General features: G+C 42.2%; 14 protein-coding genes, 1 riboswitch and 2 other annotated features (1 of these 17 running past the window's edge). Of the genes, 3 read left to right on the top strand and 11 right to left on the bottom strand.

Annotation, left to right across the window (positions count from 1 at the left end; translation table 11 throughout):
* Positions 1–28: 28 nt before the first annotated feature.
* Positions 29–883: a DegV family protein gene (locus tag G7058_RS06995; protein WP_166062848.1), complete on the top strand. Its 855-nt coding sequence runs from the start codon at positions 29–31 to the stop codon at positions 881–883.
* 206 nt (positions 884–1089) lie between these two features.
* Here the strand turns inward: G7058_RS06995 and G7058_RS06990 are convergent, their stop codons facing one another.
* From G7058_RS06990 to G7058_RS06960, 7 genes are all read right to left on the bottom strand, one after another.
* A complete protein-coding gene (locus G7058_RS06990; protein WP_166062847.1) occupies positions 1090–1452 on the bottom strand; it encodes a thioredoxin domain-containing protein in 363 nt (120 codons plus the stop codon).
* 39 nt (positions 1453–1491) lie between these two features.
* Positions 1492–2742, bottom strand: coding sequence for a transcription termination factor Rho (gene rho / locus G7058_RS06985; protein WP_373706216.1), 1251 nt, complete (start codon positions 2740–2742; stop codon positions 1492–1494).
* Between the two features lie 51 nt (positions 2743–2793).
* Positions 2794–4065 (bottom strand): UDP-N-acetylglucosamine 1-carboxyvinyltransferase, encoded by a 1272-nt coding sequence (locus G7058_RS06980; RefSeq protein ID WP_166062845.1) that lies wholly within the window; start codon positions 4063–4065, stop codon positions 2794–2796.
* A gap of 60 nt (positions 4066–4125) precedes the next feature.
* Positions 4126–4908 (bottom strand): AAC(3) family N-acetyltransferase, encoded by a 783-nt coding sequence (locus G7058_RS06975; RefSeq protein ID WP_166062844.1) that lies wholly within the window; start codon positions 4906–4908, stop codon positions 4126–4128.
* A 67-nt stretch (positions 4909–4975) separates the two neighbouring features.
* Positions 4976–5833, bottom strand: a complete 858-nt coding sequence (fba, locus tag G7058_RS06970; protein WP_166062843.1) for a class II fructose-1,6-bisphosphate aldolase — start codon at positions 5831–5833, stop codon at positions 4976–4978.
* Positions 5834–6442: 609 nt separating this feature from the next.
* Positions 6443–7015, bottom strand: coding sequence for a DNA-directed RNA polymerase subunit delta (gene rpoE, locus G7058_RS06965; protein ID WP_166063734.1), 573 nt, complete (start codon positions 7013–7015; stop codon positions 6443–6445).
* A gap of 44 nt (positions 7016–7059) precedes the next feature.
* The gene (locus tag G7058_RS06960) at positions 7060–7509 is read right to left on the bottom strand and encodes a DUF1934 domain-containing protein (protein WP_166062842.1); all 450 of its coding nucleotides are present in this window, start codon (positions 7507–7509) and stop codon (positions 7060–7062) included.
* Between the two features lie 104 nt (positions 7510–7613).
* Here G7058_RS06960 and G7058_RS06955 point away from each other — a divergent pair, with 104 nt between their 5' ends.
* A complete protein-coding gene (locus tag G7058_RS06955; RefSeq protein WP_166062841.1) occupies positions 7614–8429 on the top strand; it encodes a lipoate--protein ligase family protein in 816 nt (271 codons plus the stop codon).
* 5 nt (positions 8430–8434) lie between these two features.
* The gene (locus tag G7058_RS06950) at positions 8435–9802 is read left to right on the top strand and encodes an HD domain-containing protein (protein ID WP_166062840.1); all 1368 of its coding nucleotides are present in this window, start codon (positions 8435–8437) and stop codon (positions 9800–9802) included.
* A 290-nt stretch (positions 9803–10092) separates the two neighbouring features.
* On the opposite strand, the gene G7058_RS06945 is transcribed toward G7058_RS06950, so the two are convergent.
* The 4 genes from G7058_RS06945 to G7058_RS06930 all read right to left on the bottom strand — a co-directional run bounded on the left by G7058_RS06945 (position 10093) and on the right by G7058_RS06930 (position 14803).
* Entirely contained in the window at positions 10093–10644 is a 552-nt protein-coding gene (locus G7058_RS06945) for a folate family ECF transporter S component (RefSeq protein ID WP_166062839.1), read from the bottom strand.
* 36 nt (positions 10645–10680) lie between these two features.
* Positions 10681–10788: riboswitch (THF riboswitch) on the bottom strand.
* Positions 10789–10870: 82 nt separating this feature from the next.
* Positions 10871–12472: a CTP synthase gene (locus tag G7058_RS06940; protein WP_166062838.1), complete on the bottom strand. Its 1602-nt coding sequence runs from the start codon at positions 12470–12472 to the stop codon at positions 10871–10873.
* A gap of 212 nt (positions 12473–12684) precedes the next feature.
* Entirely contained in the window at positions 12685–13839 is a 1155-nt protein-coding gene (locus G7058_RS06935) for an aminotransferase class I/II-fold pyridoxal phosphate-dependent enzyme (RefSeq protein ID WP_166062837.1), read from the bottom strand.
* 82 nt (positions 13840–13921) lie between these two features.
* A complete protein-coding gene (locus tag G7058_RS06930; RefSeq protein ID WP_166062836.1) occupies positions 13922–14803 on the bottom strand; it encodes a serine hydrolase in 882 nt (293 codons plus the stop codon).
* Positions 14804–14931: 128 nt separating this feature from the next.
* Positions 14932–15196: a binding site (T-box leader), on the top strand.
* Between the two features lie 41 nt (positions 15197–15237).
* Positions 15238–15359 (top strand) — a binding site (T-box leader) (it continues 120 nt past the right edge of the window).

Here is a 15359-nt window from a genome sequence, read left to right as displayed (position 1 = left end):
AAAAAAAGGTTTAATGGAGGAACAAAATATGCCCTATGTAATTACAACCGAAAGTGGTTCAGACATTTCGCAAGAGTTGATTGAACGCTTCAATATTAAAGTTATCCCGATGCATGTCACACTTGGAGAACGCACTGTCGACGATGGTAGTATTCCTGTTAGTGAAATATATGATTTTTATGATGAAACAGGTACCTTGCCAAAAACTTCCGGCTCGACTCCAGAAGATTTCCGAGTGATGTTCGAAAAGATTTTTTCGGAAACACCTGATGCGACCATCATTCATGTCGCTTATTCCGCAATTACGACTGTTTCTTATAACTCAGGCCGAATTGCAGCAGAAGATTTCAATAACATCCATCTTGTAGACAGCAAAAACGTAAGTGGTGGTTTGACTGCGGTTGTGGTTGCGACGGCACAGTTTGTTGAAGAGAATCCCACTGCCACACCAGAAGAAATCATTGCTTTTGTAGAGGATGTCCGTGAACGTACGCGTTTCGTATTCCTACCACAAACCTTGACGTATCTGAAAGCAGGCGGACGGGTTTCCAACGTGCAATTTTTCGGAGCAAGTTTGTTGAATATCCACCCAACGATTGCCTTAACAGACGGCAAACTGCTCGCGGCTAAAAAGTACCGCGGTTCTTTCCAGCGCTGCATCAAAAATGTAATAAATGATTTCTTTAAGACGTATGATATCATTCCGGAAACATTAACAATTGGTGGTACGGATGGACTCAGCCAAGCTGATACAGATTTCGCTTTGAACGAAGTCAAATCTCATGGCTTTGCTACAGCGCACACCTTCGATGCGGGTGCCGTGATTTCAAGTCACGGTGGTCCAGGCGCATTTGGTATTATTGCAATCGAAAAGAAAAAATAGCCTCTTTTGGTTACTGCCCTCTCCACTAGTTGGGAGGGCAGTTTCTATTTGGTGGTGTGATTTTGAAGAATTGGGGGAATGAATTGCCAACCATTGCTCACTTTAGAACGAAAACGGGGAATGATACACCAATCATTCCCCATTCCACATCTAAATAACGACAAAAGAACCGCACACCCTTTTTCTCAGGTGTGCGGTTCTTATTTCTAAGCTAAAAGCTCAGTTAATTTTTCTTCGGATGCGCCACTGTCAATGTTCAAGTTCGTGAATGCGTCTGGTCCATCAATTGTAACGACTTGTGGTACTAACGGAACTTCCATTTTATCACGCAGGGCTTTAATTTCAGGATCCGTTTGAGTATTTAGACTATTCAAGTAGTGAATTGTCAAATCATTTTGTTCACGGACATTATCCAATTTCGGAACGAATCTTTGGCAGTAAGGGCAAACGGGCTTCCCAATATAGAGAATCGTCTTCTCACCATTTGCTAAACGTTCTTCAACTTGTTGGGCATTAAGTTCTACAAAATTATTTACTGTTTGTTCATATGCTTTTTGATTTTCATTCATGCTGGCATCTCTCCCTTAAATTTATACTAGCACGGATTTTTACTTCATCAAAGCAATACGTTTGATGAAATCCTCGTTGGTTTTTGTTGTACGCAATTGTCTTAAGAACTCTTCGGTATATTCCAAAGTATCGCCCCGCATCGCTTTACGCAACTTCCAAACGTTTTCTAGTTCTTTCGGATTCAGCAACAAATCATCTCGTCTCGTGCCTGACTTTTTAATATCAATCGCCGGGAAAACACGACGATCGGCTAATTCACGGGACAGAACGAGTTCAGAGTTACCTGTTCCTTTAAATTCTTCGTAAATAATGTCATCCATCCGGCTTCCGGTATCAACCAGAGCCGTGGATAGGATCGTCAAGCTTCCCCCGTCTTCGATATTACGAGCCGCACCAAAGAATTTCTTCGGTTTGTAAAGGGCTGCCGGGTCAATCCCGCCACTCAACGTCCGTCCGCTCGGCGGAACGACTAAGTTGTAAGCACGAGCCAAACGCGTAATACTATCCATTAAAATAACAACATCACGCTTATCTTCAACCAAACGCATCGCACGTTCCAATACCAGTTCACTCACGCGTACGTGATTCGACGGCATTTGATCAAAGGTTGAATACACAACATCGCCTTTGACGCTGCGTTCGATATCGGTAACTTCTTCCGGGCGCTCATCAATCAATAGCATGATTAATTCCACATCCGGATAATTCTCAGTGATTCCGTTAGCAACACTCTTCAAAAGCGTTGTTTTACCAGCTTTTGGCGGTGCTACAATCAAACCACGTTGTCCAAAACCAATCGGTGATACCAAATCAATCATCCGATTCGGTATATTTTGTTGACCAATTTCTAAGTTAATACGCTTATTCGGATAAATAGGCGTCAACCCTGGGAAATGTGACCGTTCTTTTGCTTCATCCGGATTTTTTCCATTTACTGTGTTGACTTGCATGAGGCCGTAATAGCGCTCTGATGCTTTTGGTGGACGCGCTTTACCGCCGACCTTATCACCATTTCGTAAATCAAAACGGCGAATCTGTGAAGAAGAAATGTAAATGTCTTCCTGACTTGGAGAATAGTTAATGGGTCTTAAAAAGCCATATCCCTCTGATGAGATGATATCTAATATTCCTTCAGTCATAAAGAAACCTTGTTTTTCTTCTTGCGCACGAATAATCGCGTGCGCCAATTCCTTCTTCGTCATTTGGCTGTAGTAAGGAATCTTGTACTCTTTTGCATATGTATAAATCTCTTTTAGTGTCTTTTTCTCTAACTCTTGTATGGAAAGCATGTCTTCCAAATTTCTCACCTTCGTTCTGTCAAAATTTTCTATAGTGTTTTGTTAATTTTCTTCTTCAACCATTGAAATATCTGCGCCTAAAGCCGTTAACTTGTCGACAATTCCGTCGTAGCCACGTAGAATATTTTCAACACCAGTAATAGTTGTAGTCCCTTTTGCCATCAAGCCTGCAATCACTAAACAAGCGCCTGCACGCAAATCACTTGCCTTCACTTCTGCACCTGACATAGCATTCGGTCCTTGCATAAATATTGTATCACTTTCAACTTTAATTCCTGCACCCATACGTCTTAGTTCCGCAATGTGATTCACACGTTTTGGGTAAACAGTATCAATAATCGTTCCATCACCCGCTGCTTTTAACATAAGCGGCGTAATAGGTTGCTGGAGGTCTGTCGCAAATCCTGGATAAGGCAAGGCTTTAATATGAACCATTTTCAAGTCATCTGATTTACGAATTAAAATGCTGTCTTCACCAATTTCCATGTTGACACCCATTTCATCCATTTTCGCTACAAAACCTTCCAAATGTTCCACAATTACGTTTTTAACTAAAACTTCTTCACCCATTGCGGCTGCAGCGGCTAAATAAGTTCCCGCTTCAATCCGGTCTGGAATAACCGTATGCCGGCATCCGTGTAACGAATGAACGCCATCAATTCGAATAACGTCTGTTCCTGCTCCACGGATTTTCGCACCCATGTTATTCAACAGGGTACACACATCAATAATCTCAGGTTCTTTGGCTGCATTTTCAATAATGGTCCGGCCTTTAGCGCGAACGGAAGCCAAAATCGTGTTGATTGTTGCTCCAATTGAAACAACGTCTAAATAAATACGGTCGCCTTTTAATCCGTCTTCCGGAGACGTTAAATAAATAGCACCCATTTCATTGCGAACCGTTGCGCCCAACGCTTCGAATCCTTTGATGTGTTGATCGATTGGACGCGGACCTAAGTTACAGCCACCCGGCAAACCGATGACGCCTTCCCCATATTTCGATAGAATGGCTCCCATAAAATAATAAGATGCACGTAAATTTTTGATTTTACCCGTTGGCATGGGAATTGAAATCATATTCGATGGATCGATGTTCATAATCCCGGCCTCTGCATCAAAAGTAACTGCAACGTTGAATTCTTCTAGAATTTCAATCAAAGAACGTACATCTTGAATATCAGGTATTCCCTCTAGAGTAACCATTGAGTCTGCCAAAATAGAGGCTGGAATTAAAGCAACCGTACTATTTTTGGCACCACTGATTGTTACTTCACCATTTAAGGGTTTATTGCCGTTAATGATAATTTTTTTCATCTCAAATGCCTCGTTTCACTTCGTTAATAGAGTTATTTCTATTCTATCAAAAAAAGTTGCTTAAATGTAACCGTTTCTAATGCTATCTGGCAAAGGTTCATTATCAGAGAACAAATCAGGAAACTCGTGTAGCATTTCAGTTAGAACTTCTGTCAATTTAACGGTGTCGCATATCCGCACGTCAGCGTCTCCCAGTTTGCCCATCCACATAGCACCGGTTGCCAGGAGCACGTCATCTACCTTCCAAAAGTGCTCTGACCAGGATAATCCGCAGTGACGGCGTGAAGGTACCTTAATTTTTGTGCCATCAGCTCGTACCGAATAAAGTTCTTCATGGGTATCCGTCATTCTCCCAGGAATATCAACCCATTCCTCGATACCATGGATAAATGTATTCCGCGTCAAATCTACTCCCAGCAACATAATTTTGGCCTTCTGATCTAAAAGTTTGCCCCAAACAGATTCACGGGCACAAGGTGTATCACACTTTTCATCACCACTGACAAATGCTTCTGCATCTTTTCCTAATGCGCCGACTGAATGCGTTGGATGCAACGAACGCACAACACCCGGACGTTTTCTGAATAATTCTGTCAAAATCCCAACATTTGTCGGTGAATCTTCTACATGAAATACCGGATTATCCGCATTGATATACCGCCAAGTATGAGTTGGTAAGACCAATAAACCTTCTTTCATGAAAGTCGATAAACTGTCCAAAACTGTATCGGGGCCGCCTTCGATGGGGCCCATACTCTTAAAGGATGAATGAACCAACAAAGTACCGTTTTTATCAATGCCTAATTGTTCCAGTTGCGTGAGTAATTCTGCCTGCGTATACATGTTATCCCTCCAAATAAGTAAAAAACCGGAGCAAAAAAAGCTCCGGTCGTGTTTATATTTTAATTGATTACGCTTTGTTGCTTGAACCAAATACTGTCATACGTTCGCGAACTAGTTTCACGATTGCTTCTTTACCAGGTCCAATAACTTTACGTGGGTCATAAACTGCTGAATCTGTAGCCAATTTGTCACGAACAGCTGCTGTCCATACTTGTTGACATTCAGTATTCACGTTAATTTTTGTATGACCATATTCGATAGCTTGTTGAATTTGGTGTTCTGGAATTCCTGAACCACCGTGTAATACAAGAGGAGCACCAGTTAATTCAGAAATTTCTTTCATTTCGTCAAAACCTAGTTTAGGCTCGCCTTCGTAAGGGCCGTGAACTGAACCAAGCGCTGCTGCTAGAGCATCGATGTTTCCTTCTTTAACCATACGTAGACATTCTTGTGCGTCAGCGTATTGTACGCCACCAGTGATTCCATCTTCAGTACCACCAACAGTTCCAACTTCAGCTTCTACAGAAGCGCCTTTGGAATGTGCGTATTCTACAACTTTCTTAGTGTTTTCGATGTTCTCATCGATTGAGTAATGAGACATATCAATCATTACAGAAGAGTAACCAGCATCGATTGCTGATTTACAGCTATCAAAGCTTGTTCCGTGATCTAAATGAAGTGCAACTGGAACTGTAATATCCATTGTTTCCAATAATGCGTTAACCATTGATGCAACAACTAAATGTCCACCCATGTATTTAGCAGCACCTTCAGATACTCCTAAAATTACTGGTGACTTTTCAGCTTCTGCAGCTTCAAGAACAGCTTGTGTCCATTCTAGGTTGTTGATATTGAATTGCCCAACTGCATACTTACCTTCTAAAGCTTTATTTAACATCTCTGTCATACTTACTAAACGACTCATGTTTCTGCCTCCTTGGTATTCCATAAAAATATGTTGTGTTTGGACTTTCTAACATAATAATTCTACCAAACAATTGCCCTAAAGACCACAGAAATCGCTAACTATTTATTGTGGTGTAATATTAATGCATCAAAAAGTTATTATTTTCACAGATTATATCCTTGCTATTTTTAGCTAACTAAGAGCTTTACTTGTGCCTTATGCCGAACCAAAACAGATAAAAGTTTAGGTTTAGTTCGGTTTTTAAGAAAATGTTTGTGCATATATATGCAAACGTTTTAGGCTATTCGTTTTCTCTGTCTCTCATTTTTATTTAATGAGAAACCTCCGCTTAATTTAATCATAAATATTATTACATATTAAATAGTGCAACCGCTTGTTCTGAAGCGTTTCCGACCATTATCTTTTAAATGAAGAAGTTAAATTATACGACAGTATTTTCTGACTCTTTTTATTACTTTTCGCCCTTCCCCTTTGCTTATAAAAGCCTATGCAGCACCTTTTTAAAATAATCTATACTTGATCATCCGTGAAAACCCTTTCATAATTGGTGTGGAAATAAACGCGTAAGTATCCAAGTACTCACGCGTTTATTTAAGAAGAATCTGATTACTCTTCTTCTTCCTCGTCTTCTTCAAAGTCGTCGTCGATAAGTGTCAAGTCTTCTTCGATACTCTCTGGAACGTTATCTAAATCATCGTCCAATTCGCCATCTAAGTCGTCAGCCTCAACTTCTACTTCTTCTTCATCCACTTCTACTTCTTCTTCATCTTCGTCCGCTGCGAATGTATCTTCTGGATCATCGTCGTTATAGTCGATTACATCGTCATCTTCGGAAGTAGCAAAAGCATTAAGCTTTTTGCGCTTCTTACGACGAACTTGTACTTCGTCTTCGTCGATTGTGGAAAGAATTTCTTCGTCAATTGAATCAATTGGATACCATGCACGTAATCCCCAACGGTTATCACCTAATGAAATGAAACTACCGTCAACGTTCAAGTTAGTATAGAAACGTGTCATTTTGCTATCTAGCTCTTTTTTAGATAGGCCTAGATATTCTTGTACACGTAACAATAAATCATCGAAATCCAAGACTTCTCCTGTTGTTTCCAAAATCTCATGTGCCACTTCAATCATTGATAATTCGTTTTTGTTTATACCGTCTAATTCGGTTAGCTTCACGGTGCCACGTCCTTTCAAAAACTGTACTCCTAATCATACATTAATTAGGTAGTAAATTGCAACGACATTTCATAACTTCCAAGCGATTCTTCACCAATTCCAATTGTATAGGCCACTTCCACATAGCCCGAGAATGGTTGCTCTTTATAATTTTGAACCATTTGATTCGTTTTGGTTTCGATTTCCATCAAACCAGCTTCTGTCGGTATTTGTGCGGACCCTGATTTCTCTGAGTCAAACGACAAGCGTGACAAAAGTACGTCTCCTTGTCGGCGCATGATTGTCATTTTTCCCGCACGCGACACTTTGATTGTAACTTTGTTACTTGTTTCTGCCTCTACATAGCGTAGGTAAAGCCATTCGCCCATTTGGACCATTTGACCTTGCCCTTCATAGACGAAGATTTCTTTTTGGCCTTCTTGTTCAATCCTAGTTTCTAAACGATACTCCATAACTGTTCCTTTTTGTACCGGCAAATCAGACACTTCCTTCATTTACTCTTTACCCCCCTAGTATAACTTTTTAAAGCGAACGCGGTCAACAAAAGAAGAAGTTTGTTATAATGAAGAAAATATCTATACGAGGCAGGAATGGAAATATGACTAATTATTTCATCTATGAGGATGTGCCGACCGCACTTCAAGGCGATAAATTATTTAATTTCGCAATTGGCGATGCTTTGATTCGTGAAGTCGTTCGAAAACCGGACCAGACACTGTTACATTTCTGGCCGATTGAAAATATGATTATTTTAGGAATGGTCGATACGAAACTGCCCTATCTATCTGAGGCAGTCAACACCTTACAGGAATCCAATTATGAGGTCGTTGTTCGTCCAGCCGGTGGATTAGCGGTTGTAGCTGATGCTGGCATTTTAAACTTTTCGATTATCTTAGCTGAATCAAATGAAGAAAAAATGACTATCGATGAAGGGTACGCTATTATGGTGGATGTGATACGCCAGGCATTCGCTCCTTTCGGTAAGCAGATAGAGGCTTATGAAATCGTTGACTCCTATTGCCCGGGCAAGTTCGACTTGAGTATCGATGGGAAAAAGTTTGCGGGGATTGCTCAGAGACGCTTTAAGAACGGAATCGGAATTATGATTTATTTAAGTGTCGAAGGAAATCAACAAAAGCGCGGGGAAATCATCCGCGATTTTTATCAAGTAGGCTTGAAAGGTGAAGAAACACGTTGGCATTTCCCAGATGTAGACCCCGATTGTATGGCTAACTTAAGTGATTTACTGGGCGTTTCCCTGACAGTACCACAAGTGCGGGATATAATTTTGGCGACTTACGAAAAAGAGAAGCCGGTGAAAACGGGTTATTATAATGAAGAAATTTTAGCAGACTATACGGCTGCCAATCAGAAAATGATAAAACGAAACGAACAAATCTTCAGCAAGGAGTGAGCGTTATGCAAAATTTCTACACGAGCACACTATTAACCAAAGAAAAAGTGTTTCGAGATCCTGTTCATGGGTATATCCATATCCAGCATCGCGTCATCCTTGATTTGATTAACACAAAGGAGTTCCAACGGTTGCGCCGCATCAAGCAACTGGGAACGTCTTCCTTAACTTTCCACGGCGCTGAACACTCACGTTTTAATCATTCCCTCGGCGTTTACGAAATCGCGCGACGGATTTGTGATAAATTCGTCCGTAATTATCCTTCTTTGGAAGTGGGTGACGGACTTTGGGATGACCGCGAACGTTTAGTGACTTTATGCGCAGCTTTATTGCACGACTTGGGGCATGGTCCGTTTTCGCATACATTTGAAAAGATTTTCGATACGGATCACGAAGCCGTGACGATTGCGATTATCCTTTCGCCCAAAACAGAAATTAACGCGGTATTGCGTGAAGTAGGTCCAGATTTCCCAAACCAGGTAGCTTCTGTTATTGCCAAGGAATATCCAAACCCACAAGTCGTTCAGATGATTTCCAGTCAAATCGATGCTGACCGAATGGATTATTTGCTCCGCGATGCCTATTATTCTGGTGTGACTTATGGAACCTTTGATTTAACGCGAATCTTACGCGTCATTCGTCCGAGTTCGAACGGAATTGTCTTTGACATTTCCGGGATGCATGCGGTCGAAGATTATGTTGTGAGTCGCTATCAAATGTATATGCAGGTTTATTTCCATCCGGTTTCACGGGGAATGGAAGTCATTTTGTATCATTTGATGAAGCGCGCGAAAGATGTCTATCTGGACGAACAGCAAGAATTGGGCTATTCGGCTAGCTTCTTGGAGCCGTTCTTCCGTCAGGATTGGCGGTTAGAGGATTATTTGCGCTTGGATGACGGGGTGTTGACGACTTACTTCAACCATTGGACGGACGAGAGCGATCCAACTTTGAGTGATTTGGCCGGACGCTTCTTGAACCGTCAACCATTCAAGTCTGTTCGCTTTGAACGGAAACATGACTTAAAAACGGTGGCGGAGCTTCAATCATTGATTAAGCGTATGGGCTACAACCCCGACTACTACACGTCTACAAATAACAGTTTTGACTTGCCTTATGATTTATACCGTCCAGGACAAATCAGTAGCAAGACACAAATTGAATTTATTCAAAAGAACGGTGAAATCATCGAATTATCTGAAATAAGTGCCATCGTTTCTTCTTTGACAGGGAAAGTCCGTGGTGATGAACGATTGTATTTCCCACGTGAAATTACTCATGGCTTCTCGCAAGAAGGCATTAATCTCTTTGATAACTTGGCGGACGAATTCCGCAGCTATATCGAAAATGATGAGATCATTCAACATAAATAAGAGAGTGTGAAAAAAGGCGTTTAGATCCGAATCACTGGAACGAATAAGCACAGGATGGGCGAAGACCATTCGCGCATTATTTTAGGAGCACTGTGGGCCGAAGTCCAAGTGTATCATGTTTGTAAGCTGCTAAAGCAGCAACAACCATGACAAAGTGGCTATCGGATCTGCCTTTTTGACCACGTTTACGCCACTATTATTCGTTAAAAAAGAAGGAACCGGGAATTATATTCTCCTGGTTCCTTCTTTTATGAATAATTATTGTAAAAACGTGTTAAAAAAAGGCAATTCTATTTTTCTTTCCGCCATTTGACCGGGTAGTCGGTCAATAATCGTTGTATGGATGGATTTCCTGTAATCCAATAGATGATGGCAATCTCGATTGGAAGGGTCAGGATATTTTCTCCTAAACGAATCGGTAACATTCCCCAAAAAGCTTGATCATACAGGATATAGAGCCATAATGAATTCAATCCGACATTCACAAGTACTGTCACAGCAAGATTTGCAGTGATAAGACGGCCGAGTGACAGGCGTTTTTTGTAGAGAATAAACGCATAAATCATGGGACCAATCGCGGCTGAAATCGTGAACCCTGGCGAAAATGGGAAGCCTTTTGGGAAAAGGAAAAAGCCTAGTAAATCAGCACCTGCTCCGGAGAATCCACTCACCCATGGTCCGTACATGACAGCCAATAAAATAGTTGGAATAAACGTAAAGCTGACCCTTACAAATTGTGTTTCGACTGCTAAAAAGCGGGTAAGAACAACTTTAATAGCAATCATCAGACCAATGACAGCAATGTCTTTGGCTGAAAAGCGACGAGATGAAATATTTTTCATCTACAGCAACTCCTTCTTAGAGTCGCTACAAAATTATGCAGCGAATGCGAGAACAAAACCGCAAGCAAGTCCATAGAGCTTCCTTTTCGTCCGGGGGCAACATCCCATCCTCCCGACACTTAACGCTTTGTTCCCTACTCTGGTTTTATTTCCCATACGGGTTGAGCCCCATTTTACGACGGTTACGGGAAAAAGACAACCTCTTGGAAAAGAGATGTGTTCGATTCTAATTGCCTTTCTGCAAGGCTGCTTTAACAAAGCCGGTAAACAATGGATGTGCGCTTAGAGGACGTGATAAAAATTCAGGGTGAAACTGACTAGCAATAAAGAATGGATGGTCTTTTATCTCGATAATTTCTACTAATTTACCATCCGGTGAAAGCCCCGAAAACACCATTCCCTTTTCTTCCAAAGCGGAACGATACGCATTATTAAACTCATAGCGATGACGATGGCGTTCCGCTATTTCCGCAGCTCCATACAGTTCACGAGCTAGTGAGCCTGTTTGTAGTTCACACGGATAAAGGCCCAAACGCAACGTTCCGCCTAAATCAATTTGGGAATCCTGATCCGGTAGCAAGCTAATAATCGGCTGCGGTGTATCGGGGATATTCTCCGTTGAATTGGCTTCGGTAAGCTCTGCAACATGCCTAGCAAATTCAATCGTCGCCAGTTGCATACCTAAACAAATCCCCAAAAATGGCATGTGATTTTCCCGCGCATATTGAATAGCCAAGATTTTCCCTTCGATTCCACGATTTCCAAAACCTCCGGGAACCAGAATACCCGCTGCGTCTTTTAACCTCTGCGAAACTGTATCTTCATTGAGTTCTTCCGCCTGCACCCAGTCAATTTCCACTTCGGTGTTCTCTGCGAATCCGGCATGTTTAAGCGCCTCAATGACAGATAGATACGCATCCGGTAAGGAGATATACTTTCCAACCAAAGCAATTCGAATTTTTTCTTTTAAATGAGCAGTCGTGTCGACGAGGTTCTTCCAGTCCGTTAACGCGCATGCCCCTGCTTCCATTTGAAAATGATTTAAAACGATTGTATCCATTTTTTGTTCTTTTAAAACTAAAGGAATTTGATAAATGGAAGCAACATCCCGAGATTCGATGACTGCTTCTTCATCCACATCGCAAAAAAGGGCGAGCTTCGCTTTCGTTTCTTTCGGAAGCGGCTGTTCCGTACGCACGACGAGAATCTGCGGTTGAATCCCTAAACTTCTTAATTCTTTTACGCTGTGTTGGGTCGGCTTCGTTTTCAGCTCTTCCGATGCTTTCAAATAAGGAACCAAAGTTACATGAATGTAAAGAACATTCTCATTGCCGACATCTTTCCGCATTTGACGAATTGCTTCGAGAAACGGGAGTGACTCGATGTCCCCGACCGTTCCTCCTACTTCAGTAATCACAATGTCCGCGGTTGTCGTTTGCCCCGCGCGCTTCACTTTATCTTTAATCGCATCCGTTATATGCGGAATGACCTGTACAGTTCCACCAAGATAATCACCCCGCCGCTCTTTTTTAATCACTTCTGAGTAAATTTTCCCAGTTGTAACATTCGAAAATTCGTTCAAACGAATATCAATAAAACGCTCATAATGACCCAAGTCCAAATCTGTTTCCGTACCATCATCGGTCACGTAAACCTCGCCGTGTTGGAGCGGGCTCATCGTTCCCGGATCAACATTTAAATACGGATCGAACTTTTGGATGGTCACATTTAAGCCGCGCGCTTTCAATAAATTCCCCAAAGATGCCGCTATAATCCCTTTTCCGATAGATGATACTACCCCGCCTGTAACAAAGATATATTTTGTCATTATAATTCCTCCTCTGCTTTTAGGAGGTTCCGTAAAATAAAAAATCCCCGTTTCCAAAACTGGAACAGGGAGGTCTGTTTATTTTATGTGCACCACTCGATTTCAAGGGTGCCCTTCAAAAATATTACGCTACGAGGGGGCAGGCGTCAATCATTTTTTAGGTGGGATTCGGATTTTTTGCGATGATATTCAGAGTGAAATGTCCGAATACGTTACTTTCCGACAAACATGCTCACGCGACGCATCGCTTCCGTCACTAAATCGGTTGCTAAGGCAAAGCTCATACGGACATAGCCTTCGCCGCCCGGACCAAATATACTTCCGGGAATCATCCCTACGCGCGCTTCTTTTGCTAGTATCTGACAAAATGTCAAATCGTCCGTCCCGAATTTTTCGGGAATACGCGCAAAGACATAAAAAGCTCCTTTTGGTTCGGGAACACTAAAGCCAGCGTCTTGCAAGGCAGCCAAACAAATATTTCTGCGCACTTCATACGCTTCACGCATGCGCTCAATATCGGCTTCACTATTTCGGAAGGCTTCAGCAGCAGCCGCATAAGATACGGTCACACCGGTTGTCACCACCGTTTGGTGAACCTTGAAAATAGGCGGAATCCATTGTTTCTTCGCTGCGATAAACCCAACCCGCCAGCCTGTCATGGCAAATGACTTCGAAGCGCCATTAATCAAAATGGTTTGCTCCGGCAATAATTTTGCCATCGATACGTGTTCCACACCGTAAGTCAGTTCACTATAGATTTCATCACTGATAACAAACATTTCATACTGTTTAATCGCTTCTGCCAATGCCGTTAGTTCTTCTTTTGTATACGTGACACCGGTCGGATTACTTGGGAAATTTAAAACGATTGCTTTTACATTCTCATTCTCAGCCATCGTTTGGTGCAATAATTCCGGTGTCATCAGAAATCCGGTCTCTGATGTATCGACTTCAATTGTTTCTCCGTAAGCCGTTGTGGTTGCTTGTTTATATAACGGGAAATACGGACTCGGGACAATTACCTTCTCACCCGGATTCAAGATACCGAACAAAGCCGAATAAATCGCTTCGGTGGCTCCCGTTGTCATAATAATTTCTGTCTCGGGGTCAAAATCCAAGCCATGACGTTTTTTCATGAACGCCGCCACCGCTTCACGAGCCTCACCGGTTCCCATTGAGTGGGAATAATGCGATTGATCGCTTTGGATGGCCGCAATGGCCGCTTCCTTCACGTTTTCGGGCATTCCAAAATCCGGCTCGCCCATTGTCATCATGATGCAACCTTCTACTGAACGGAAAATTTCATCCATTTCACGAATTTTTGAAGGTACGATTTTTTCCAATTGCTGATTCGTTGTCAAAGCCATGGCTATTCCTCCTGCGTCACTATTATTAAAAACCTCTCATTTTTAATTGTAGCAGTGTTTCGCAACATTTGAAATAGCCATTTTATCCTTGCCATTCGAGCAATCGTAAATTCAACTGTCCGATAAATGCATCCACATTTGGAACATTCTCCGTAAACACAGCCACAACGTAAAGGGGGGTGTCGCCTTCAAAATAAACCCCTATATCATGTTGGTAGGCACCAAAACTGCCGTACTTCGCCGCCATGTCGTTCGAAACGAACATTTTTAATCGAAAATCTGCTTGCGCATTCCGCATAATCGCAACAACTGTGGCATATTGTTCATTTTCAACTGCCCGCATTAAGGTGTGGGCCATAATATCCGTGGTCGCGAAGTTACCTTCCATTATTTCCGGGTTAGTGATATCCAAACCGCTCATTTGCGTCACATCGTACCAGTAGTCCCCAACATTATCTATATAGTAAAACGCCAGCGTATTTGTGGCGGTATTGTCAGAGTGCGTTAACATCTCATAGACCAGTTCTTCGACGGTATAGGCGGCTTTCTTCTCAGAATTCGTCACTGCGCCCTCGCCTGCTTCATAGTAGGATTCGTTATAGGGCAGCTCACTGTCCCAAGCCAGATCTCCTTGCCAAATCAAATCCGAAAACAACATCGCCGTCGCAACTTTTGTTGTACTGCCTGCATTCATCATCCAATCTTCATTCAACACATACGCGTCGTCTTGCTGAAAATGATAATAGGAAATCGCCACTTGTTCCGGGCTGACGCCATATTCATTCATTACTGCCATCACAACCTCTTCGACAGCACTTGCTTTTTCAACTTCTGAACTTTCCGGGCTCACAATTTCGCCACTATCCGCAACAGAGTCAGACCTTGAGAAATAAGTGCCCAACAAGACGGCACCAGCAGTAACAAGCATTCCCAAGATAACAAAAATCTTCGTTTTCTTCTGCATTATTCTCACCCCTTCTCATGAAAACCTTACCATATTATGCTCAAAATCGCTTCTGATAACCCTATCAAAAATCTTTTTTATTCAAGCTGTTGACATTAAATGAGAAATTGGTTATAGTAAGCACATCGAAAAACACAGCGAAGAGAAGAGTACTTCAGGACGTCCTTTTAGAGAGAGCTTGGTCAGGTGAAAGCAAGCAAGGAAAGAATGTAGGAAGATGGTCTCCGAGTGGCTTGGCCGAATGCATCTGCTTTAGGTCAGGACGGGAACGCCCGTTATAGTGTCTCAGTATCATCCGTTTCTTTTGGCGGAGGCACTGGCTAAGGTTGAAGTAGTGATGCTTTGACGAACAAAGGTGGTAACACGAGAATGAACTTGACTCTCGTCCTTTCTGACACGTAAAGTGTGTGGAGAGGACGAGTTTTTTATTTTCAAAAAACGCATTGAAAAGGAAAGTACAGGACGGGAAGTTTCACAGAGAGCTTGGGATGGTGAAAACAAGCAACTGAACGACTGGAAAATGGCCTTGGAGCGGCAAGGATGAGCGGCGACGTAA

It is taken from the genome of Jeotgalibaca porci (assembly GCF_011299095.1).
Classification (GTDB): Bacteria; Bacillota; Bacilli; order Lactobacillales; family Aerococcaceae; genus Jeotgalibaca; species Jeotgalibaca porci.
Note: the sequence above shows the minus strand (reverse complement) of the source record. Positions and strands in the feature narration are given on the sequence as shown.